This is a genomic window from Gordonibacter faecis (assembly GCF_030077735.1).
Lineage (GTDB): Bacteria > Actinomycetota > Coriobacteriia > Coriobacteriales > Eggerthellaceae > Gordonibacter > Gordonibacter faecis.
Genome location: NZ_JASJEU010000003.1, coordinates 290,252 through 311,517 on the forward strand (window position 1 = coordinate 290,252; position 21,266 = coordinate 311,517).

The 21,266-nt window shown below is 61.7% G+C and carries 17 protein-coding genes; 2 read left to right on the top strand and 15 right to left on the bottom strand.

Annotated elements, in window-relative coordinates; genetic code table 11:
* Positions 1–117: 117 nt before the first annotated feature.
* The 14 genes from QNJ86_RS01575 to ilvD form a co-directional block, all read right to left on the bottom strand.
* Positions 118–606, bottom strand: coding sequence for a DUF1269 domain-containing protein (locus QNJ86_RS01575; RefSeq protein ID WP_283830815.1), 489 nt, complete (start codon positions 604–606; stop codon positions 118–120).
* A 512-nt stretch (positions 607–1,118) separates the two neighbouring features.
* Positions 1,119–2,603, bottom strand: coding sequence for an aldehyde dehydrogenase family protein (locus QNJ86_RS01580; protein WP_283830816.1), 1,485 nt, complete (start codon positions 2,601–2,603; stop codon positions 1,119–1,121).
* A 306-nt stretch (positions 2,604–2,909) separates the two neighbouring features.
* The gene (locus QNJ86_RS01585; protein WP_283830817.1) at positions 2,910–4,439 is read right to left on the bottom strand and encodes a 2-isopropylmalate synthase; all 1,530 of its coding nucleotides are present in this window, start codon (positions 4,437–4,439) and stop codon (positions 2,910–2,912) included.
* 148 nt (positions 4,440–4,587) lie between these two features.
* Positions 4,588–4,848: a hypothetical protein gene (locus QNJ86_RS01590; RefSeq protein WP_283830818.1), complete on the bottom strand. Its 261-nt coding sequence runs from the start codon at positions 4,846–4,848 to the stop codon at positions 4,588–4,590.
* 32 nt (positions 4,849–4,880) lie between these two features.
* The gene (locus QNJ86_RS01595) at positions 4,881–5,411 is read right to left on the bottom strand and encodes a VOC family protein (protein ID WP_283830819.1); all 531 of its coding nucleotides are present in this window, start codon (positions 5,409–5,411) and stop codon (positions 4,881–4,883) included.
* Positions 5,412–5,830: 419 nt separating this feature from the next.
* A complete protein-coding gene (locus QNJ86_RS01600; RefSeq protein ID WP_283830820.1) occupies positions 5,831–6,631 on the bottom strand; it encodes a 4Fe-4S dicluster domain-containing protein in 801 nt (266 codons plus the stop codon).
* A gap of 16 nt (positions 6,632–6,647) precedes the next feature.
* Positions 6,648–9,302: a molybdopterin-dependent oxidoreductase gene (locus QNJ86_RS01605; protein WP_283830821.1), complete on the bottom strand. Its 2,655-nt coding sequence runs from the start codon at positions 9,300–9,302 to the stop codon at positions 6,648–6,650.
* A 225-nt stretch (positions 9,303–9,527) separates the two neighbouring features.
* A complete protein-coding gene (locus QNJ86_RS01610) occupies positions 9,528–10,082 on the bottom strand; it encodes a TetR/AcrR family transcriptional regulator (RefSeq protein WP_283830822.1) in 555 nt (184 codons plus the stop codon).
* A 137-nt stretch (positions 10,083–10,219) separates the two neighbouring features.
* The gene (serA, locus tag QNJ86_RS01615) at positions 10,220–11,800 is read right to left on the bottom strand and encodes a phosphoglycerate dehydrogenase (protein ID WP_283830823.1); all 1,581 of its coding nucleotides are present in this window, start codon (positions 11,798–11,800) and stop codon (positions 10,220–10,222) included.
* A gap of 242 nt (positions 11,801–12,042) precedes the next feature.
* Positions 12,043–13,233 carry a HipA domain-containing protein gene (locus QNJ86_RS01620; protein ID WP_283830824.1) on the bottom strand — a complete coding sequence of 397 codons (1,191 nt, stop codon included), beginning with the start codon at positions 13,231–13,233 and terminating at the stop codon, positions 12,043–12,045.
* A gap of 89 nt (positions 13,234–13,322) precedes the next feature.
* Positions 13,323–14,318: a ketol-acid reductoisomerase gene (gene ilvC, locus QNJ86_RS01625; protein WP_283830825.1), complete on the bottom strand. Its 996-nt coding sequence runs from the start codon at positions 14,316–14,318 to the stop codon at positions 13,323–13,325.
* Positions 14,319–14,640: 322 nt separating this feature from the next.
* The gene (gene ilvN / locus QNJ86_RS01630; RefSeq protein ID WP_283830826.1) at positions 14,641–15,126 is read right to left on the bottom strand and encodes an acetolactate synthase small subunit; all 486 of its coding nucleotides are present in this window, start codon (positions 15,124–15,126) and stop codon (positions 14,641–14,643) included.
* A complete protein-coding gene (ilvB, locus tag QNJ86_RS01635) occupies positions 15,123–17,159 on the bottom strand; it encodes a biosynthetic-type acetolactate synthase large subunit (RefSeq protein WP_283830827.1) in 2,037 nt (678 codons plus the stop codon). The genes ilvN and ilvB overlap by 4 nt, the downstream gene beginning before the upstream one ends.
* Positions 17,156–18,838: a dihydroxy-acid dehydratase gene (gene ilvD / locus QNJ86_RS01640; protein ID WP_283830828.1), complete on the bottom strand. Its 1,683-nt coding sequence runs from the start codon at positions 18,836–18,838 to the stop codon at positions 17,156–17,158. The genes ilvB and ilvD overlap by 4 nt, the downstream gene beginning before the upstream one ends.
* Before the next feature lie 543 nt (positions 18,839–19,381).
* On the opposite strand from ilvD, the gene QNJ86_RS01645 reads away from it, so the two are divergent.
* Both QNJ86_RS01645 and QNJ86_RS01650 read left to right on the top strand, forming a co-directional pair.
* Positions 19,382–19,669 (top strand): nucleotidyltransferase family protein, encoded by a 288-nt coding sequence (locus QNJ86_RS01645; RefSeq protein ID WP_283830829.1) that lies wholly within the window; start codon positions 19,382–19,384, stop codon positions 19,667–19,669.
* On the top strand, positions 19,659–19,991 hold the full coding sequence (locus tag QNJ86_RS01650) for a HepT-like ribonuclease domain-containing protein (protein WP_283830830.1): 333 nt from the start codon (positions 19,659–19,661) through the stop codon (positions 19,989–19,991). The genes QNJ86_RS01645 and QNJ86_RS01650 overlap by 11 nt, the downstream gene beginning before the upstream one ends.
* Positions 19,992–20,062: 71 nt before the next feature.
* Here the strand turns inward: QNJ86_RS01650 and serC are convergent, their stop codons facing one another.
* Positions 20,063–21,145 (bottom strand): 3-phosphoserine/phosphohydroxythreonine transaminase, encoded by a 1,083-nt coding sequence (gene serC / locus QNJ86_RS01655; protein ID WP_283830831.1) that lies wholly within the window; start codon positions 21,143–21,145, stop codon positions 20,063–20,065.
* Between the last annotated feature and the right edge of the window lie 121 nt (positions 21,146–21,266).

The following is a 21,266-nucleotide window of genomic DNA, read 5'->3' on the forward strand; positions in this document are numbered from 1 at the left end:
CGCTTGAGGAACGCGAAAGGAGGCTCGCCGGGTGGCGGGCCTCCTTTCGTTTGGTAAGCATGTGAGCACTGGCGGCGCTGTCGCTGTGAGCGCCGGGGGCTCTGGTGCGCAGGTGCGCTATTCCTTGAAGAGGGCGTGCTTGAGTTCTTCCTCGTCTTTGAAGGAGAGGGAGGTTTGCAGGACGTCGCCGCCGAAGGGCTTGATGGCTTGGACGAACTTGTCGGTGGTCATTTCGTCAACCACCATGAACACGGCCGCGCTGTCATCGTTGGACAGCAGGTTGCGCACGCGATCCTGGAAGTCGTTGTCCACGCCGCGCTTCACGATGAGGCCCGTGAGCGCGCCAATGCCAGCGCCGAGCGCCGCACCGATGATAGGCACGAAGAACAGCAGGCCGAACAACACGCCCCAGAAGAGGCCCCACACGGCTGAGGTGCCCACCTTCGAGCCGGGGGTAACCACGTCATACTTGCCGTCGGCGCGGCGCGCCACCACGGCCACGGATTGCAGGCTAACGATGAGATCCTTATCGAGGTCGAGAATCTTCTGGTAGGCGGACTTGGCCTCCGCCTCGCTCGGATATCCAAGCACAACAAGCGTACTCATGCAGGCTCCTTTCGCTGGTTTAATCGAGTTTTCAGCGTAAAGCCCCCAGGGTGGCAACCACGAGCACAACCCCCATCTGCCGCCAGCCCGCCACCGGTATGTTGCCACGTTGTCCCCAACACCACCTTAACTGGCAGTCCACCAACCTAAAATGGCAGAGATCGCCCTTAGGTACGGATTTTCGCCCAATTTCGCTGCATCGATGGCTTCGCGGAAAAATTGACCTGGGGTTTCTCTAATGAGCTTTTGAAAAATCCGTACCTAAAACGACTTTTCTGCCAATCCGCGCTCCACCATGGACGAAGGGGTTTCGATTCCTCTGTTCCTCCCCCGTGTAACATGAGGTGACGCGCTTACGCGCTATTAATTACGCCAGATGGGAAGGGTATCCTCTCTTGGCTCAATAGCTTGCGCGATAGCGCGTCACTCTTTTCATTGCGACACGCCACCCTCTCAGCAAAAACGGGCAGCCTCGGCTGCCCGTTTTGTTTGTTCTTCTTGCTTGCCTTCCCCTACTTCTCCGGGTAGAAGCCGCTTGGTTCTTCGCCGAGGTTGATCATGATGTTTTTGGTTTGGGTGTAGTGTTCGAGCATGATCTTGTGGGTTTCGCGGCCGATGCCGGATTCCTTGTAGCCGCCGAACGGGGCGCCGGAGGGAATCTGGTTGTAGGTGTTCACCCACATGCGGCCTGTACGCACGCCCTGAGCCACGCGGAAGGCGCGGTTGATGTCGCGGGTCCACACGGCGCCACCGAGGCCGTACACCGAGTCGTTGGCCATGTCGATGACTTCTTGCTCGTCCTTGAACTTGATGACCACAGCCACTGGGCCGAAGATCTCTTCCTGCGCCACGCGGCAGGAGTTGTTCGGCACCTCAAGCAGTGTGGGCTTCAAGAACGCGCCCTTGGCCAGCTCGCCTTCCGTGGCGCGCTCGCCGCCGCAGAGCACGCGGCCACCTTCCTGCTTGGCAATTTCAATGTAGTCGAGAATCTTGTTCATCTGGTTCTGGTCAATCTGGCTGCCCATCTGGGTGTCGTCCTCCCAGGGCATGCCCACCTTCACGTTGCCGAACACACGGTACGCGTCCTCGACGAACTTATCGTAGATATCCTCGTGCACGAAGATACGGCTGCCGGCGCAGCACACCTGGCCTTGGTTGAACAGGATGCCCAGCTGAATGCCGTCAAGCATCATATCCCACTTGCAGTCGGGGAAGATGATGTTCGCGGACTTGCCGCCCAGCTCCAGCGTGGCCGGGATGAGGCGCTCGGCCGCCGCGCGAGCCACGTCGCGACCCACCTCGGTAGAGCCGGTGAACGCCAGCTTACTGATGCGCGGGTTGTCGAGGATGTACTGGCCGGACTTCGAGCCGCGGCCCGTCACGACGTTAAACACGCCCGCAGGAATGATACCTTCCGTAAGTTTCGCCAGCTCAAGTACCGTGAGCGACGTCGTAGACGAGGGCTTGAACACCGTGCAGTCGCCGGCCGCCAACACCGGTGCCAACTTCCACGCGGCCATAAGGAACGGGAAGTTCCACGGCACGATTTGCCCCACTACACCGATGGGCTCGTGCAGCGTGAGCGACATCATGTTGCCAGGCAGCATGTCGGCCTCACCCGTATCGGCCAGCAGCACACCGGCAAAGTAGCGGAAGTGGTCAACCGACAGCGCCACATCAATGGCGCGCGTCTCGCGGATGGGCTTGCCGTTGTCGAGCGACTCCAACAGCGCGAACTTCTCGGAGTTCTCTTCGATGAGGTCGGCGACCTTGTTCAGGATGATGGCGCGCTCTGCCTTGTCGGTCTTGCTCCAGGTCTCGAACGCCTTCCACGCTGCATCGACCGCGGCGTCCACGTCCTCTTTCGTCGCGTCGGCAATGGTGGAAAGCTGTTCGCCGTTGGCCGGACAGAACACGTCAAGCGTACCGCCGTCCGAGGCGTCGCGCCACTCGCCGCCGATATAGAGCTGGTAAGACTTCTGGGCAGGATTTTCCATGCGTGCGTCCTTTCATCCTGCGGCGGACGTTCCGCCGCGTGCAACCTCGCGGCTCTCAAGGGGAGCCAACGCCCTCAGCATACGTGCGGGCGCGCGCTGTGTCAGTCGTCGTTTTATGGAACTCCGTCAACGGTCAGGAAACGCTGCTAATGAGGTAGCAATTGAGTTTGAGCGGTTAAGGATGACTTGAATAAAACCTTGCCCCACAAAAAACTAGAGCGGAATCGCATAAGCAATTCCGCTCCGCAAAAACGTCGAACGTTTTTCTGTCTTGCACCATTATGGCAAGCGAGAACCAGCTGTCAACTAGCGCCCCTCCTGCTTGTCCAACAGCAGACGGTTGAGGGCATTCAGGTACGCCTTCGTGGACGACACGATGATATCGCCGTCGGCGCCGCGGCCGGTGTACACCTTGCCGCCCTCGGCGGTCACGCGCACGGTCACTTCACCAAGCGCGTCGATGCCGCGCGTCACGGACTGCACGGAGAATTCGGCGAGGTCGTTCTCCACCTCGATGATCTTGTTCACGGCCTTGTACACCGCATCAATCGGGCCGGTGCCGTACTCGCACACCGTGCGCGTCTCACCCTCGGCGTCCTTGAGCGTAAGCGTGGCCGTGGGCGTAAGCGGGAAGCCACAGCTGATCTGCACCGACTCCAGCGTGTAGAGCGCGCTTTCGTTGCGGTCGCGCTCGTTGATGAGGCTTTCCAAGTCCTCGTCGTACACTTCCTTCTTCTTGTCGGCCAAGTTGAGGAAGGCCTCATACACCTGGTCAAGCGCCTCGCCCTCAAGCTCGTAACCCAGTTCTTCCAGACGATGCTTGAGCGCCGCGTGACCTGAGCGCGCGGTGAGCACAATCTGGCTTGCGCCCGCGCCTACGTCGGCCGGGTCGATGATCTCGTAGGTGTCGCGCTTCTTCAGTACGCCGTCCTGGTGAATGCCGGAGGAATGCGCGAACGCGTTTGCGCCCACGATGGCCTTGTTGGCCTGCACGTTCATACCGGTGATGGAGGACACCAGGCGGCTTGCCTTCACGAATTCACGCGTGTTGATATCGGTGTGGGCGTCCAGTTCTTCCTCGTGCATCTTGATGGCCATGACCACTTCTTCCATGGCCGTATTGCCCGCGCGCTCGCCGAGGCCGTTGATAGTGCACTCAATCTGCGTGGCACCATTCTTCACGCCCGCCATGGCAAGCGCCGTGGCCATGCCCAAGTCATTGTGGCAGTGCACCGCCACGGTGACGTTCTCGATGCCGCGCACGCCCTCCATCAGGTACTTGATGCGCGCGCCGAATTCCTCAGGCAGCGAGTAGCCCGTCGTGTCCGGAATGTTCACCACGGTGGCACCCGCGTCCACGGCGGCTTGGATCACGCGCACGAGAAAGTCGTAGTCGGAGCGGCCCGCATCCTCGGCGTAGAACTGCACGTCCTCCACGTACTTCTTCGCGTAGCTCACGCACTTGATGGTGCGCTCGATGCATTCGTCCTCGGTGATGCGCAGCTTGTCGCGCAAGTGGCTCGGACTCACGCCGAGGCCCGTGTGGATACGCGGGCGCTTCGCGTACTTGAGCGCGTCGGCCGCGCAGTCGATATCCTTCTCCACCGCGCGCGTGAGGCCGCAGACAACAGCCTGGTCACCGGCCAATTCGGCGATGCGGCGCACAGATTCAAAGTCGCCCGGGCTTGAAATGGGAAAGCCCGCCTCAATCACGTCCACGTTCAGTCGGAGTAGCTGACGCGCGACAACCAGTTTCTCCTCAGTGTTCATGGAAGCGCCCGGCGACTGCTCGCCGTCGCGCAGCGTGGTGTCGAAGATGTGAATCTTGCGCGTCATGTGCGTACGTCCTTTCGCGATAGCTGGTAATTACTTTGATCATCATAGCAAAACAGCCCACCGCTACCATGGAAATTCACTCGTACGCCCCGGAAAAACGCGAAGAGAACGCCCTTACTGGACGCTCTCTTCACCAGAACTCTTACGCTTAAGGTAGTGCCACGCCAGCAGGGGGCCGCGCGCCCGTCGACGCATTACGCCACCCGCCTGCGTCCCGCACAAAGAGCGGGCGCAACACGATGCCGCCGCCATGGCGTCCCGTACCGAGGTACACCACGCCAGGGCGTTCCTCCCCCACGTCTACCCAGGTGTTGGACTCGCACTCGCGAAACGCCTGGCCATCGGCCCCCAGAAGAAGCCCCCGCTCGCGGTCAATACCACACACCGCCACCTCAGGCACCTTCTCCATCACGCCCACCCTTTCGCAACCCGAACCAAGTTCTAGCGGCCCATGAGGTCGGCCATGGTGCGCAGGGGGCGCGTGCCATCCCAGGTGTCGGCCTGGGCCTTGATACCCTGCCACAGCTGTTCGATGGGGGCGTTCACTTCAAGGAAGCTGCCGAGCGTTTCGCGGCAATCGAAGTAGTAGACGCGCAAGCCCGCGCCGGATTCCATGAACAGGGCTGTCTCTAAACCCTGCGCGTTCATCTGACGCGCCACTTCGTCAGCGTCATCAGCCCATATGCACAAATGGTGCAAACCGTAGTGGCCCAACTCCTTGTAGACGTCGGGCTCGTCGGTTTGCACCTCAATGAGTTCGATTTGCATATCTCCCAGCTGGCCGAGTGCGCAACGGCTGCGCATGGTGCTGGGTGCGCCGCGGTATTCGAGAACCGTTGGTTCGGACACACCAAGATCGAAAAAAGGTCCAGCACCCAGCGTCTCAGCAAACGCCTGAGCTGCCTCTTCGAGATTTTCCACGTAGTAGCCAAGCTGCTTGATGCCGTATTTGTTCAGAAGCGTTTCGTGCATGGGGTTCCCCTTTCGATACCGCCTGCGGCGCACCCCTCCGGCGCGCCGCAGGCTTTAAGGTGGATGGTTTAAGCCCGTGGCGGTGTGGGGGCGCCAGGGGCCTTTGGAGCACCCGGCGCGCTCGGCGCTTGGGGGGCAGCAGGAGACGCCGGGGGCTTGGGAGCGGCTGCTGCATCGAGTGATGCCTGGTCAGCGTCAAAATCGGTCTTCACCGTGGGTAGATCGGCGCCGCACTTTTCGCACGCCGTCGCAATGGGTTTATTCGTGGCCCCACAGGCGGGACACGTCTTCATTTGAACTTCCGCGGGCCTGAAGCACATGCGTTTTACCTCACTTTCTCTTGTGGCGGTGCCGCCCACCCGCTTCGCTCCAGGCACGCGGCACCGCCCGTAATTCAGCAATGACTCTTCATGAACAAACTAGGAGAGCGCGATGTCGCCCAATCCCAAGTCTTTCTCCTTGGTGCTCACGTCCATAACCTTCTTCTTGCCGCCCGCCTCAATGGTGAGTGTCCAGTCGGCATCGGGCAGTTCGCGCAGCCAGAAGTCGCCCCAGCTGTCGGTTTCGGCCGTGAAGGTGCCCGCCTCGCCGGTGACGGTGCACACCGCGCCTTCGATAATGTCTTTCGCCTCAGGGTCATACACCGTGCCCGCAATGAACTTCTTCGGCAGCCCGCGGTAGAACACGCGCGGCTTCGTGCCGTATTCGGGATGCAAAAACTCGGTGCCCTCCAGATCGAGGTCTTCCTCTTCGCCGAACATGATGACGTTCACGTGGCAGTTATCCACGCAGCGCGGCACCTTGATGGGCTCGTCGCCGTCAAGCAGGTGCGCACAGCCCGTACACTTCTGCGGCACTTGCAGTTCTTCGTTCCAGAACACCGCGTGGTAGGGACAAGCGTCCACAATCTGCTTTTGGCCCTTGGCCTTCACGGGGTCGATGAGCACAAGCCCGTCGTCGCGGCGATACACCGCGCCATCCTTGGCGGCCTTCATGCACGGCGCGTTTTCGCAGTGCTGGCACATGACGGGCAGATACGTCACCTTCACGTGCGGGCGGCTGCCGCGTTCGTACTGGTTGACCTTGCACCAGAACTGACCCACCTCCGGCTGAGGCAGCGTGTAGGGCATCCAGGTATTGCCGCAGTGTTCGTCCTTGCAGCCGATCTGGCAATCGTGACACCCCACGCAGTTCTTCACATCAACGAGAAATGCTTTCATGGTTTGACTCCCCTTCCTATTCCACAACCCAGGAGTTGTAATTGATGCCGATAGCCGGGTCGTAATCGCGGGCGAAGGCCTCGGGATAGTCGCGCTTCCAGCCGTCGTATTCGTCCTGCGAAAGCTTTTCCGCTTCCACCAAATAGCCCGTGACCGCGAAGCCCTTGCAGTGCTTGGACACCTGGTTCGTGGGGCTGATCAGGTTAATCGCACCGCCGCGGTCGATGTGCGGAGCGATGGGGTCAACGCGCGAGCCCTTATTCACCATAACCGAACCCGGCATGATGCGCTCGGAGATGCGGGCGGCGGTAAGCACAATGCCGCGCTCGTTGTACAGCTTCACAATGTCGCCGTCGGTGATGCCACGTGCGGCGGCGTCGGCCGGCGCCATCCAAATGGGCTCGTAAAGGTAGCCGTCCGGGCCCTTCACCTTGCAGGTTTCAATCTCGCGGAACCACTTGATGTCGTCGCCCTGTACGTGCACGCGGAAGCGCGCCGGGTTTGCGGTGATGAGCAGCGGATAGTCCTTGCAGCGCTCGCCCCACAGGCTTTCGTCGTGCGTCCAACCCTCTTCGGCCGGGCCGCCCGTGATCCACTTCGCCATGGGCTGGCGTTCCTTGTCGTCCGGGAAGTTGTCGGCCAGCGCCTGCGACCAGAACTCAATCTTGCCGGAAGGCGTGTCGAGCGGGAAGTTCTCGGGATCTTCGTAGAACTGGCGCATGCCCGGAGGCAACTGCTTCCAGTTCGGGTCGAGCTTCGGGAAGTAGTAGCCCTTCTCCTGGTATTCTTCCCAGGTGATTTCCTCGGTCAGGCGCGACTGGTCAAAGCCGTACTTGATCCATTCGTCTTGCGTCATACCAAGGTCAATCTGCTCGCGCACGCCGAAGCGCTCGCCCAGTTCACACGCAATTTCGAAGTCGCTCTTCGACTCGCCCACGCGCTCGCAGGCCGGCGGGGTGAGGCCCGCGTGGCGCATGCTCACAATCATGCTGGAGCCCATGGAGTCGTTGTCTTCCAGGCATGTGGTCACCGGTAACACCAGATCGGCGAACAAGCTGTCGTTTTCGAGCCACTGGTGGTTGGTGACGAAGCACTCCACTTCGTTGGTGCGGATGGCATCCTGGTAGTTGAAACCGCCGTCCCAGCAGTTCATGTTGCAGGGCTTCTCCGACCACAGCAGGTGCACCTTCGTGCCGCCCTGCTCGGCGGGTGCCGGGTAATTGAATTCCTGGAACTGTTCGGCCGTGTCAACGTAGACGATGCACGGGCTGCCCCACCAGGTGGCCTTGCCCGTTTGCAGTGCGCTTGCAATCATGGTGCGCGGGATGGACTGGGCGTTGGGGTAGAACATGCGGCACTGGTTGATGGATGAGAACGGCGCGGACGTGGAGCGGGCGATGTTTTCTTTAGCCATGGATGACGCGTTCAGGTGCAGCTGCTGCACGCCCGGCTTGCCGAGGCCCTGCATGGCCAGCAGATACGCGCCCGTGCGGCCCGGTTCGTGCGAGTACGGCGTTTTCACACTGCCGCTGCTGAAGTGCGCGTGCGAGGTCACCTTCTTGGCCACGTTGCGCGCGAACGCCTTGATGGTCCACTCGGGCACGCCGCAGCGTTCAGAGGCCCAGGCGGGCGTCTTCGGCACGCCTTCTTCGTCCTCGCCCAGCACGTAGGCGCGTACCTTCTCAAAACCAATCGTGTGCGTGTCCACGTAGTCTTTGTCGTAGAGGCCTTCGGTAATCCACACGTACATGACGCCGAAGTCAAACGCGGTATCGGTGTTCGGCAGGATGGGAATCCACTTCATGGTTTCGTGGCAGACCGCCGTATAGTTGCAGAACGGGTCGACAATGACGAATTCCTTGCCGATTTCCTCCCAGAACTTCAGCAGGCGCGACCAGAACTGGCTGCCGTAGTTTTGCGTGAGTTCCCAGTCGCCGGCGTCGAAGCACACGAGGTCGGTGTAGTCGGTGATGTCCTTGATGATGTTCCAGCTGTTGTAGCCCGTTTGCGGCGGCGCAATCATGCCGAGGCCCTTGTTGGAGCCCGAGCCCCACACGTGCTTCGCGCCCCAGTACCAGCCCTCCACCGAGTCGGGCGTGCGCGTTTCGCGCGTGTAGCCGCCGAGCTTGCTCATGAGCGTGGCGTGCATGCCGCCGCCTGCGTGCAGGTCCTTCGACTCGCGGTGACCGTCCTCACCGATACAGAGCACCGACATGGGGCCGTAGGTGTCGATGACGCGCCGAAGTTCGCCTTCCAGGATGTCGAGTGCTTCGTCCCAGGTGATGCGCACGAATTTTGACTTGCCGCGGTTGGCGGCGTTGATTTTGGCGGGGTCGCCGCCCGGCTCCCAGTCCACGCGCTTCAGCGGGTAGCGCACACGGTTTTTGGAGTAGACACGGTTTTTGTAGGCCAGCGCGAAGTAGTTCGGCGCCGACTTCATGGGTGGCGTGAACGTTTTGCCGTCCGCCTCAAGTTCCCACAGGCTTCCGGCCAGCTCCTCAGGGGTATAGCGTGAGTCGATGCGGTACGGGCGAATGCGAACAATCTTGCCGTCCTTCGCGTCGACCGCGGTGAGTTCGCCTCCCGTGCCGCCGCACGCGATGCTTTGCAGCGTGGTGATTTCCTGCTCAGCGCAGACGACTGCCTTCGCGTCGGTGTTCCCTTCCTTCATCTGCTCTCCTTTCTCGCCAAGCCCCCGGTGCGGGAGCCTCGATATCCTCATGATGAGGTGCAGAAAGGGCGCGCGCCATTCCCAGAGCGGGCAAGGTGCGAGAGCGGGCGGACCACTTGAGCCCGCCTGTGAAGGGATGGGTTACAAAACCGCGTGAGTGTTTCCTTGGTAGGCGCGCGAGGGCCAGCGCCGAGGGCCAACGCGCAGGGGCCAACGCAAGGGCGCTTACGCCAAATCGCGCCAGAAGGAAGAGGTCATTTTGCCGTAGAGTTCCGCCAACTCATGGGGCGAAAGCACCATTTTGTCGGAGATCCATTTCTGCATGAACATGGCCTGCGACGAGGCGAAAAAGTAGGCGATGTAGTCGGCCGTCACCGTGGAGCCCCGATACCCAATTTTCGGAATGAGATCTTTGTTGAACGCGTAGATGGCGTTGGTCACCACGCGGATGAAGGTGTCGTCGTGACCGCGCAGAGGGCCCACGAGGTTTTCGTAGTACGTGCGCTCGTCGAACAACGACTCGTACATTTTCTCGTAGAAGAGCGAGTCGAGTTTGCGCGCACTGTCGCGCGAAAGTAACTCGTTCAAGTTGCGAAGCGGCTGCATGACATGCTGGTCGAAGAGGCTTTCCACGATGGCTTCTTTGTCGCGGTAGCGCACGTAGAACGTTTTGCGCGACACGCCGGCATCTTCGCAGATGGCAGAAACGGTGATTTTTTCGTAGGACGTGGTTTCCAACAGCTTCTTGAAGCTGCGCTCAATCGCATCGTTCGCACTCATGCCCGCGCCCCCTTGTGCCGTCTCCCCGTGCCTGCTGCCCTCATTTTACCATGGGTAAAGAAGGAACGGCCCGACCGCATGGCCAGGCCGTTCGTGTTTTGCGTAGGTTGCGGAAGCGTGCGTGTGCAACAGTGCGCTTACAGCTTCACGTGCCAGAGGTTTTTGAGATTGGTGACGCCGGCGCGGAGGTTGGCGAGGACGGTGTCGGTCACTTCGCCTTCCACGTTCACGTACACGAGCGCGTGCTGCTCTTCGGGCTTGGCGCCTATCTGCATGGTAGTGATGTTGATACCCTCTTCGCCGAGGATGGTACCAATGACGCCAATGCGGCCCGGGGCGTCCACGTATTCGAAGATGAGGGACTCGCGGCCCGGGGCGATGTCAATCTTGTAGCCCAAAAGCGAGGTGAGGCGCGCATGCTGCGCGGCGTCGCCAAGCGTGCAGGCCACCTCCGTGCCGTCGGCCATGACCGACACCGTGGACGCGTAGCCGTCGGCGTCGGGGCGCGCCTGGGTTTCCACCTTGATGCCATGGCGCTTTGCTACCGCATCCGCATTCACGGGGGTCACCGTGGCACGGCCCTGGTATGAGAGCAGGCCCTTCACCGTGCCCGCCACCAGGATGGACGGATCAGCACCCGCAAGCGCACCCGCCGCAGTCAGCTTCAGGTACTGAGGCACTTCGCCGTGAATTTGCGCGAGCATGCTGCCCATCATCTGACACGCGGGGACATACGGGCCGACGGCGTCCATGACCTCAGGCGGCACGGGCGCCATGTTCACGGCCGTGGGCACGATGGAGCCCGCCAGGCCCGCGGCCACGTACTCGGCCGTCTGCACGCCGGCGCGCAGCTGCGCTTCCTTCGTGGAGGCGCCCAGGTGAGGCGTGAGAATGGCGTTCGAGAACTCGTGCAGCGGGCTTTCCGTGCACGGCTCGCTTTCGTACACGTCAAGGCCCACAGCGCCAATCTTGCCCGCGGCCAAGAAGTCCGCCAGCGAATCCACGTTGTAGATGCCGCCGCGCGCCGCGTTCACCAGGATGACGCCGTCTTTCATGCGCGCGTACTGCTCGGGGCCAAACATGCCGATGGTTTCTTTCGTCTTGGGCAGGTGCACAGTGATGAAGTCGGCCAGCGGCACGATGGCGTCCACGTCGTCGTAGAGCGTGACGCCCAGCTGCTCGGCGCGCTCGGGGCTGCAGTACGGGTCGTAGCCGATGAGTTTCATGCCGAAGGCGCGCGCCCGCTCCGCCACCAGGCCGCCGATGCGCCCGAGGCCGAAAATGGCAAGCGTTTTCTCGTACAGCTCCACGCCGGTGAACTGGCCGCGCTCCCACTTGCCCGCGTGCATGGACGCGTTCGCCTGCGCCACGTGGCGCGCGCACGCCAGCATGAGGGCCATGGTGTGCTCGGCGGCACTCACGATGTTGGAGGTGGGCGCGTTGCACACAATAACGCCACAGTCCGTGGCGGCGTCGACGTCCACGTTATCCACGCCCACGCCCGCGCGGCCGATGATGCGCAGCTTCTTCCCCGCCTCGATGACCTCGCGCGTGACCTTCGTCGCCGAACGCACGATAAGCGCGTCGTAGCCAGGGATGGTCGCGATCAACTCTTCCGGCGCCATATCCAGCTTCACGTCCACTTCAAAGCCCTTGTCGCGCAGCACCGCAACGCCAGCATCGGCCAACTTCTCGGCCACCAGCACCTTCTTCGTCATACTTGCAACCACCTTCGGACTGTTCTGTTGTCAGTAATAACGCGCCACAAAGGACGCGCGTATGTATGATACGGCGAAACCGCCCGACGCGCGAAGGGAAGCAAAGAAATTCCCCGAAACCCGCGCGCGAGCGGTGATAAAAGCATCAGCCTTACCGCCCTTGCCATTTTTTAGAAGGAAAATATTCCAATAATGCCAATTTTCAGAATGATACTAGCACCTGTGATACACATAAGAGTGAATTAGGCTTGGCGCGCGACCTCGAGCAGGGCTTCACGCGATACTGGGGGGAGTGAAGCAAGTTCTTCGGCGCGGCGGCGAATGAAGGTTGAAAGACCTGCGAGGAAGGCATCCGGGAAGGGGTGGGCTTCGCAGTTGGTGAATTCGAAGGACGCGAGGCGCTTCAGTTGTTCGATCTGGACGGGTCCCACCAGTCGCCGCGCCTGCTCGTCAAAGGTTACCTGCGGCCACGAGGGCAGCACAAACGCCGCTTCATTCGCGAAGGAATCCACCTGGTCAAAGGCCAGGTTGAAGAAGAGTGACCGGCCGTTGTCAAACACCGGAGCACATTCAAGGCGCTCGCCGGTGTGACTATCCCGCAGGATGCCGAAGTTCGTCAGGTGGCGATCGGTGTTGTAGATGAGCGCGTCGAACACCATCATGGAAGCGTAGCGCTCGAAGTGGTCAATCCCCCACCGCAGGTAGTCCTTCGCCGCCGCGGCGTAGGAGGCGTGCCCGAACGCGAGCGCGTGTGGCGCGTAGGAGACATCCGTAGTGCAGAAGCAGTCGCACGTGGAACACACGCCCGCCGACGCGGTGCTCCACTTGGTCAGGCCATAGTGCACCGCATAAAGCCCCATGGCTTCCGCCACCTGGGAGGCAAGGAATTCTGCACGCGCTTCGCCGTATTCCGCACGCACGTCGGTGCTGCCTTTGTAGAGCCGCCGCGTACCATCAGGCTCAATGCGCCACGCCTTGCGCAGGTTGCCGTTCGTGGTGAGTTCCGGCGTTGCGGGCGTGAGGCCGTGAAGGTCGCTGGTCACGCCCGTGTAGGCCACCGCTGCCAGCACCGACGAGAAATCGTTCTCGTACAAATTACATTCGGCGAAGGTGTCGCGGCAGTCTTGCGGAACAATCCAGTAGGAATCGTTGAGCGATAATCCGCGGCTGACCGCAAGGATGCCGCTGCGGTCGTTCACCGAAAGGCCCAGCGAACGACAGAGTTCCGTCGCGAAGCGCCGATTCTGCGGGATGGCGCGCGTCGAGAGCCAGCGCCACAGCCCTTCGTTGGTGGCGTGGAACCCTGCGGGCAGCAGCTGCGCATTCGCCTCGTCGTACTCGTGCAGCAGGGCAGGCTCGTCTTCGCCGAACGAGAAGCGCGCGAGTGGCTGGTCAAAGAGGCGAAGCTCGTATATGTCGGTACTGCGAATCATGCAGGCATTGTAGCACGACGGCGGGCGCACGATCGCACCCGCCGTCGGCGTGCCATGGAAGTGTCTTGAATCCGCAGGCTCGCTGAACCCTAGCGGGGGACGAAGGTGAACATGCCGCGGATGTTTTCGCCTACTTGTTCGATTTCAGCCTCGGCGTGGGCGGTGCGCTGCTCTTTGAGCCAGGCTTGGCCGTTCTTGGAGTCCTCCATGAACTCGTGGGCGAAGCTGCCGTCTTGGATGCGCGCGAGGATGGTTTTCATGGCGGCCTTCGCCTCGTCGGTGATGACCTGGGGGCCGGCGTAGTAGTCGCCGTATTCGGCGGTATTCGAGATGGAGTAGCGCATGTTCGCCATGCCGCCCTCGTACATAAGATCCACGATGAGCTTCATCTCGTGGAAGCACTCGAAGTAGGCCATCTCGGGCGGGTAGCCCGCCTCCACCAGCGTCTCGAAGCCGGCGTTGATGAGGGCGGTCACGCCGCCGCAGAGCACAGCCTGCTCGCCGAAGAGGTCGGTTTCGGTTTCGTTCTTGAACGTGGTTTCGATGACGCCGGCGCGCGCACCGCCAATACCCCACGCGTAGGAGAGCGCCACGTCTTTGGCCTGGCCAGAGGCATCCTGTTGCACGCAGATGAGGCACGGTACGCCCGCGCCCTCGGTGAACACGCGGCGCACCATGTGGCCGGGACCCTTCGGCGCAATCATGATGACGTCCACGTCGGCGGGCGGCGTGATGTAGCCGAAGTGGATGTTGAAGCCGTGCGCGAAGGCCAGCGTGTCGCCGGGCTTCAGGTGCGGGGCGATGTCGGCCTCGTAGGTGGCGGCCTGGGTCTCGTCGGGCGTGAGGATCATGATAAGGTCGGCTTCTTCGGCGGCGTCGGCCACGCTCATCACCTTGAGGCCCGCTTCCTCGGCGGCCTGGCGCGACGACGAGCCCTCGCGCAGACCCACGCGCACGTCACAGCCGGAGTCTTTCAGGTTGAGCGCATGGGCATGCCCCTGGCTGCCGTAGCCGATGATGGCCACCTTCTTGTACTGGATGAGCTGGGGATTCGCATCGTTTTCGTGGTAGATCGTAACAGCCATGGTTAAGTCCTTTCTTGTTTGGCTGGGTTTACTATGGTTGCGCGGCACGGGCAGAGCCCTTTCCCTACGGTTCAACCTGCGCGCTACATGCAGGTTGTCATCCTGAGCGGAGCGAACGCAGTGAGCGAAGTCGAAGGATCCCGGGTGGCGATAGCAGGAAATCTCACGGCTGACGCCGCTCGGGATCCTTCGACTACGCACCTAACGGCGCTCCGCTCAGGATGACAAACCTAGGCGCCGCTCGGGATCCTTCCCCTACGGGACTAGCTTCGCGTCGCGACTTCGCGCCTTCGGCGCTTCGCTCAGGATGACAAGAGGTACATCAAACGTCCTTACTATTTCTTGACATCGCAATTTTGCCGGTGCGGGTGATTTCTTTGATGCCGTAGGCGCGGAAGAGGTCTTCGAGGCCTTTGAGTTTGTCCTCGTCGCCGGTGGCTTCAATCATGAGCGAGCTTTTCCCCACGTCGACAATTTTCGCGCGGAAGATGTTGGCTATCTCGATGATTTCGTTGCGGCGGTCGGGGCTTGCGTTCACCTTGAACAGCACCAGTTCGCGCTCGATGGCGCCCTCGTCGGTGAGGTCGGTGATTTTGTGCACGCTGATGAGCTTGTGTAACTGCTTGGTGATCTGTTCATACGCCACGTCGTCGGCCTTCACGATGGCGGTTACGCGCGACATGGTAGGGTCTTCGGTGGGGCCCACCGACAGCGACTCAATGTTGAAGCCGCGCCGCGAGATGAGGCCGGTCACACGCGAGAGCACGCCGGGTTTGTTTTCCACCAAGACCGAGAGAATGTGTTTCATCGGGCTCCCCCTTCCCTGCCGTCGTCTTCGGGCGCGTCGGTCAGCGGCTCCTCGCCCTCGCGCGGGGCCGTGTCGTTCGGGTCACTCTTCCAGCGGCCGCCGAACTGGGCATCCACCTTCGCGCAGGGCGAAGGTTCCATGCCAGCCACGTGCACATCACGCGCGGGCACATCGGTGCGCACGGCACCCACCGCCACGTCGATGGCCCCCATCACGTCGTCGAGCGCGCGACCCGGCGCCACCATGGGATACACGTTCTGGTCGCGCGCGATGGCCACATCCAAAAGATACGGGCCCTCAGCAGCCAACATGCACTCAAGCGCGGCGGACACCTCGTGCGGATCTTCCACGCGCTCGCCCGCCCAGCCGTACGCGTCGGCCAGCTTCACGAAATCGGGGTTGGCGTCCAGCAGCGTGGACGAGTACCGCTCGTCGTAGAACAGCTTTTGCCACTGACGCACCATGCCAAGGCAGCGGTTGTCCATGATGAGCACCTTCACCGGCACGCCGTGGATAGCGGCCGTGGCCATTTCCTGGCTGTTCATCTGGAACGATCCGTCGCCCGCCACGCACACCACCTGCTTGTCGGGACACCCGATGGCCGCGCCGATGGCCGCCGGGAACCCAAAGCCCATGGTGCCGAGGCCGCCCGAGGAAATGAACGAGCGCGGCACTTCGCGGTCGATGCTCTGCGCCGCCCACATCTGGTGCTGACCCACCTCGGTCACCACGATGCTCTTCTGCGGGTCCAGCAGCTCAGACAGCGTCCGCATGACCAGCTCAGGCACAATTTCGTCCGGACTATCGCCCACCGCGTGGTGGTAGAACGGGAAGCGGCTGCACCACTCGGCAATCTGTGCGACCCACTTCTCGGTGGCTGGCTGCGCGCTCTCCTTGCGCAGCTGCGCCACCACGCCGCCGAGCACGCCTTTGAGGTCGCCGACGATAGGTATTTGCACGGCGCGCACCTTGCCAATTTCGGCCGGGTCGATGTCGATGTGGATGACGTCGGCGTGCGGCGCGAATTCGGAAAGTTTGCCGGTCACGCGGTCGGAGAAGCGCGCGCCCGCCGCAATGATGAGGTCGCTTTCAGTCATGGCGAGGTTCGCGTACTTCGAGCCATGCATGCCCACCGGACCCAGGTTGAGCGGGTGCGACGCGGGAAACGCGCCCTTGCCCATAAGCGTGGTGACCACGGGGATTTGCATGATTTCCGCGAGCGCGCGCAGTTCATCGGCCGCGCCGGACGACACGATGCCGCCGCCCGCGTAGATTACCGGGCGTTCCGCGCGTTCGATGCGCGCCACCGCCTGCCTTATCTGCTTCGCGTTACCGCGATACGTGGGCTTGTACGACGGCAGGTTCACGTCGTCGGGGTACGAAAACACCAGTTCTTCGGACGCCAAGTCCGACGGAATGTCAATGAGCACCGGGCCGGGACGCCCCGTCTTAGCAATATGGAACGCCTCGCGGAACGTGGAGGGCAGTTCTTCCACCGTTTGCAAGAGATAGCTGTGTTTCACAACGGGCATGGTGATGCCCACGATGTCGGATTCCTGGAACGAGTCGGTGCCGATGACGCCGCGCGGCACCTGGCCGGTGACCACCACCAGCGGCACGCTGTCCATGTAGGCAGTCGCAATGCCGGTAACCGTGTTCGTGGCACCGGGGCCGCTGGTCACAATGGCCACGCCCACGTTGCCGGTTGCGCGCGCATAGCCGTCGGCCTCGTGCACGGCGCCCTGCTCGTGGCGCGCGAGCACGTGCGTGATCTGGGTGGAGTCGTAAAGCGCGTCGTAAATCTTGATGGCTTGGCCGCCCGGGTAGCCGAACACGAGGTCGACGCCTTCAGCCTCAAGCGAGGCCACCACAGCCTGCGCGCCAGTCATGGTGTGGCCCTGCTTGGGGTTCTTGCTGCCGAGGCCACGCGGCGCGCCGACGGCTGCCGCCGTGGCACCGGGCTTCGGTGCGGGCTGCTGCGTGCGCTTGGCGGGCGACGCGCCGGCTTCTGAAGTCTTGTGTGAGTTCGTCATGACACATACGCCCCCTTATCTGCAGAAGAGACCAGCTTGGCGTACTTCGCGAGCACGCCGTGGTTGTGCTTGGGTGCGGGCGGTTGCCACGCGGCGCGGCGGCGCTCAAGTTCCGCGTCGTCAATGTTCAGCGTGAGCGCGCCGCCCTCGATATCCACGGTCACCGAGTCGCCCTCTTCGATGAGCGCAATGGGGCCGCCCGCCGCGGCTTCGGGGCTCACGTGGCCCACGGCCGGGCCTTTCGTCGCACCCGAGAAACGGCCGTCGGTGATGAGCGCCACGCTGGTGGACAGGCCCATGCCCACGATGGAGGATGTGGGGGTGAGCATCTCGCGCATACCGGGGCCGCCCTTGGGGCCTTCGTAGCGGATGACCACGACATCGCCCGGCTTGATAGCGTCAGCGTTGATGGCCGCGCAGGCTTCCTCTTCGCTGTTGAACACGCGCGCGGGGCCGGTGTGGGTGAGCATGGAGGGGTCGACGGCCGACTTCTTCACGATGGCGCCGTCGGGCGCGAGGTTGCCGTGGAGCACGCGCAGGGCTCCCACCGGGGAGAACGGATTGTCGTACGCGCGCACCACATCGCCGTCGGCGCCCGCGCAGTGCGCCGCCATGTAGTCCAGGTACTCACCCATCTTCCCCATGCACGTGATGGCCGAGCAGTCAATGAGGCCCAGCTTGTCCAGCTCGGCGATGACCACCGGCACACCGCCCACCTCGTAGAGGTCGGACAGCGGCCGCGGGCCGGAGGGCTGCAACTTCACAAGATGTGGGGTGCGCGCGCTTGCCGCGTCCCAGTCGTCCATCGTGATGGGATGCCCCGCCTCGCGCGCGATGGCCGTGAGGTGCAGCACCGTGTTCGTGGAGCCGCCGAAGGCCATGTCGCATTCCATGGCGTTGTGGATGGCCGCCGCACTCACGATGTCGCGGGCGCACATGCCCTGCTCCAAGAGTTCCATCACCTTCATGCCCGCATGCTTCGCCAGGCGAATGCGCTCGGAGTACACCGCCGGGATGGTACCGTTGCCCGGCAGCGCAATGCCGAGCGCCTCACACAGGCAGTTCATGGAGTTCGCCGTAAACATGCCAGAACAGCTGCCACAGGTGGGGCACGCGGTGTCCTCGTAGTACTTGAGCTCGGCCTCGGTCATGGTGCCGTTTTGCACGGCGGCCGCGCCGTCGAAGAGCGTGTTGAGATCGGTCGTGGGGCCGCACCCACCTGGCTGCTTGCCCGCGAGCATGGGGCCGCCCGACACAAACACCGTGGGAATGTTCACGCGCAGCGCGCCCAAAAGCATTCCCGGCACAATTTTGTCGCAGTTCGGGATGCACACCATGGCGTCGAAGGCGTGGCCCTGCACCGCGCACTCCACGCTGTCGGCGATGACCTCGCGCGACACGAGCGAATAGTGCATGCCCTCGTGGTTCATGGCGATGCCGTCGCACACGCCAATGGTGGAAATCTCGAACGGCACCCCGCCGGCCATGTAGATGCCCGCCTTCACGGCTTCGGCAATTTTGTCGAGGTTGTTGTGACCTGGAATGATGTCGTTGCGCGAGTTAACCACCGCAACGAGGGGCCGCGTCAGTTCCTCGTCGGTGATGCCGTCGGCCTTCAGCAGGCTGCGGTGCGGTGCGCGCGCGACACCGGTGGTTACCGCTTCGCTTCTTCGCTGCATGCGTCCGATCCTTTCTCTCTACCGCGCCCCCGAACAGGGGCTCGGGTGATTCTGCCCATAAAAAAATCCCGCCGCAGATAGCCTGCACCAGGACCTCAGAAGGAAGGGAGCAACGAACGTACCCTGCGACAGCGTGCCGCAGCGGTCGTGCTCGATCGGACTGATAACGGAGTCGCCGGTTCAGACTACTTGCTCCGCGCGCCGCCGGAGATCGTCCGTCGACGTCGCGCAACGTTCGCACCGAACTGCTCGGAGGTGGCGTTCAGGCCGCCCACCACCGGCTCGCAGCACCCGCCGGCTCTCTGAAGATGGGTTAGTCCCTACTGTCCTCGTCAACGCATTTCGTATGAAGTTGTTGGGGGTTAGTATACCCCTTAACCCCCACCACGCAACAAAAAGTTTGACAATCAAACTACCCCGCGCGAAATTCACACGAAAGGAGTTCGCTTTCGTGAAAAGCAGTACCGTAACAAACGACGGCCGCCCTCTCCGTGTGGGCTGATATGGTATGATCGTATTGTTGCTACGTGAAAGGGTGTGCAGATGCTTGACATACCTACTATTACCAAGAATGTAAGCGAAACGGTGCGCGATTATCCTGTGAGGAAGATTGACCTCTTTGGCTCGTATGCGCGCAACGACCAAACCGACGCGAGCGACGTTGACCTGCTGGTAGAGTTCACTTCACTTGCGGTTTCGCTTCTTACGATTTCCTCTCTTCGTATGCAGCTCGAAGAGAAACTTGGCGTGCCAGTTGATCTTCTGCATGCACCACTTCCCGAGGATTCCTTCCTTGAAATAGGCGAAACGGTCACGCTCTATGAACGGTAAAAACGAGCAGGTCCTTCAAAAGATGCTGAGCGAAATTGCCATCGCATCCAGCCTGATGGATGGCATCGATTTGGATTCTTTTCTCGCTGATGAAATGCGTAAACGCGCGGTCTGCATGACCGTTATTAATATTGGTGAACTGGTTAAGAACCTCGACAACGATTTTCGCGCCAAGAATGCGCACGTACCTTGGAAAGCAATCGCAGGGTTCAGGGATGTTGCCGCGCATAAGTATCAGACGTTGCGCATGGAGGATGTGTACGCAACGGTGTCGGACGATTTTCCTGCACTGAAAGAGATGCTTGAAAAGATTATTACTTAGCAGATAGATTACTCAGAGAATACGAAGGGGGGCGATGCGTGAACGTCGTCCCCCTTCTTTTCTTATGGTAATTACTTATGCACCTGTTCGAACTTGTCCATGAACTGTACGAGGGCTTCTACTCCTGCTTTGGGCATGGCGTTGTAGATGCTGGCTCGCATGCCTCCTACGCTGCGGTGGCCTTTGAGGTTCTCTAGGCCGGCGGCTTTGGCTTCAGCTACGAAGGCGGCGTCGAGGTCGGCGTCGCCCGTGACGAACGGAACGTTCATGAGGGAGCGGTCCTCTTTGCGCACCGTGCCGCTGAAGAGGGTGCTCTGGTCGAGGAAGTCGTAGAGCAGCGCGGCTTTCTCCTGGTTGCGCGCTTGCATGGCCTCAAGGCCGCCCTGGGCTTTCAGCCACTTGAACACCTTGCCGCAGATATAGATGCCGTAGGCGGGCGGCGTGTTGTAGAGTGAATCGGCGTCGGCCTGCGTCTTCCATTTCAGCATGGTGGGCGTACCTTCCAGCACGTCGTCCGTGATGAGGTCCTCGCGGATGATGGCGATGACCACGCCAGCGGGACCAATATTTTTCTGCGCGCCGCCGTACATGACGCCGTATTTGGTGATGTCAACCGGCTCGGAAAGGAAGCACGACGACACGTCGGCCACGAGGTCCTTGCCCTTGGTGTTCGGCAGTGTGTGAAACTTCGTGCCGTAGATGGTGTTATTTTCGCAAATGTAAACGTAGTCGGCGTCGGGCGACACGTCCAGGTCAGAGCAGTCGGGAATGTAGGAGAACGTCTCGTCCTCGCTGCTGGCGATGGCGCGGGCGTCGCCGTAGATCTTGGCCTCCTTGAAGGCCTTCTTCGCCCACGAACCCGTGATGAGGTAGTCAGCCACGCGGTTCTTCATGAGGTTCATCGGCACGGCGGCGAACTGCTGCGAGGCACCACCTTGCAAGAACAGCACCTTATAGTTGTCGGGGATACCCACGAGTTCACGCAGGTCAGCCTCAGCGTTCTGGATAATCTCGCCGAACGCCTTGGAGCGGTGGCTCATCTCCATGACGGACATGCCCGTACCCGCGTAGTCGAGCATTTCGGACGCGGCCTCAGCCAGCACCTCCTCGGGCAAGACGGCGGGACCTGCTGAAAAGTTGTACACCCTGGCCATGCGCGCTCCTTCTTCTCGTGCGGTGCCCCGCGTGCCCGGCGCGCGCCACCAAGGGTGCGCGGTCGTCGGCTGTTGAGGCTGTTCGTGGGACGCATTGTACTATGCGCGCAGCCCTCCTGCG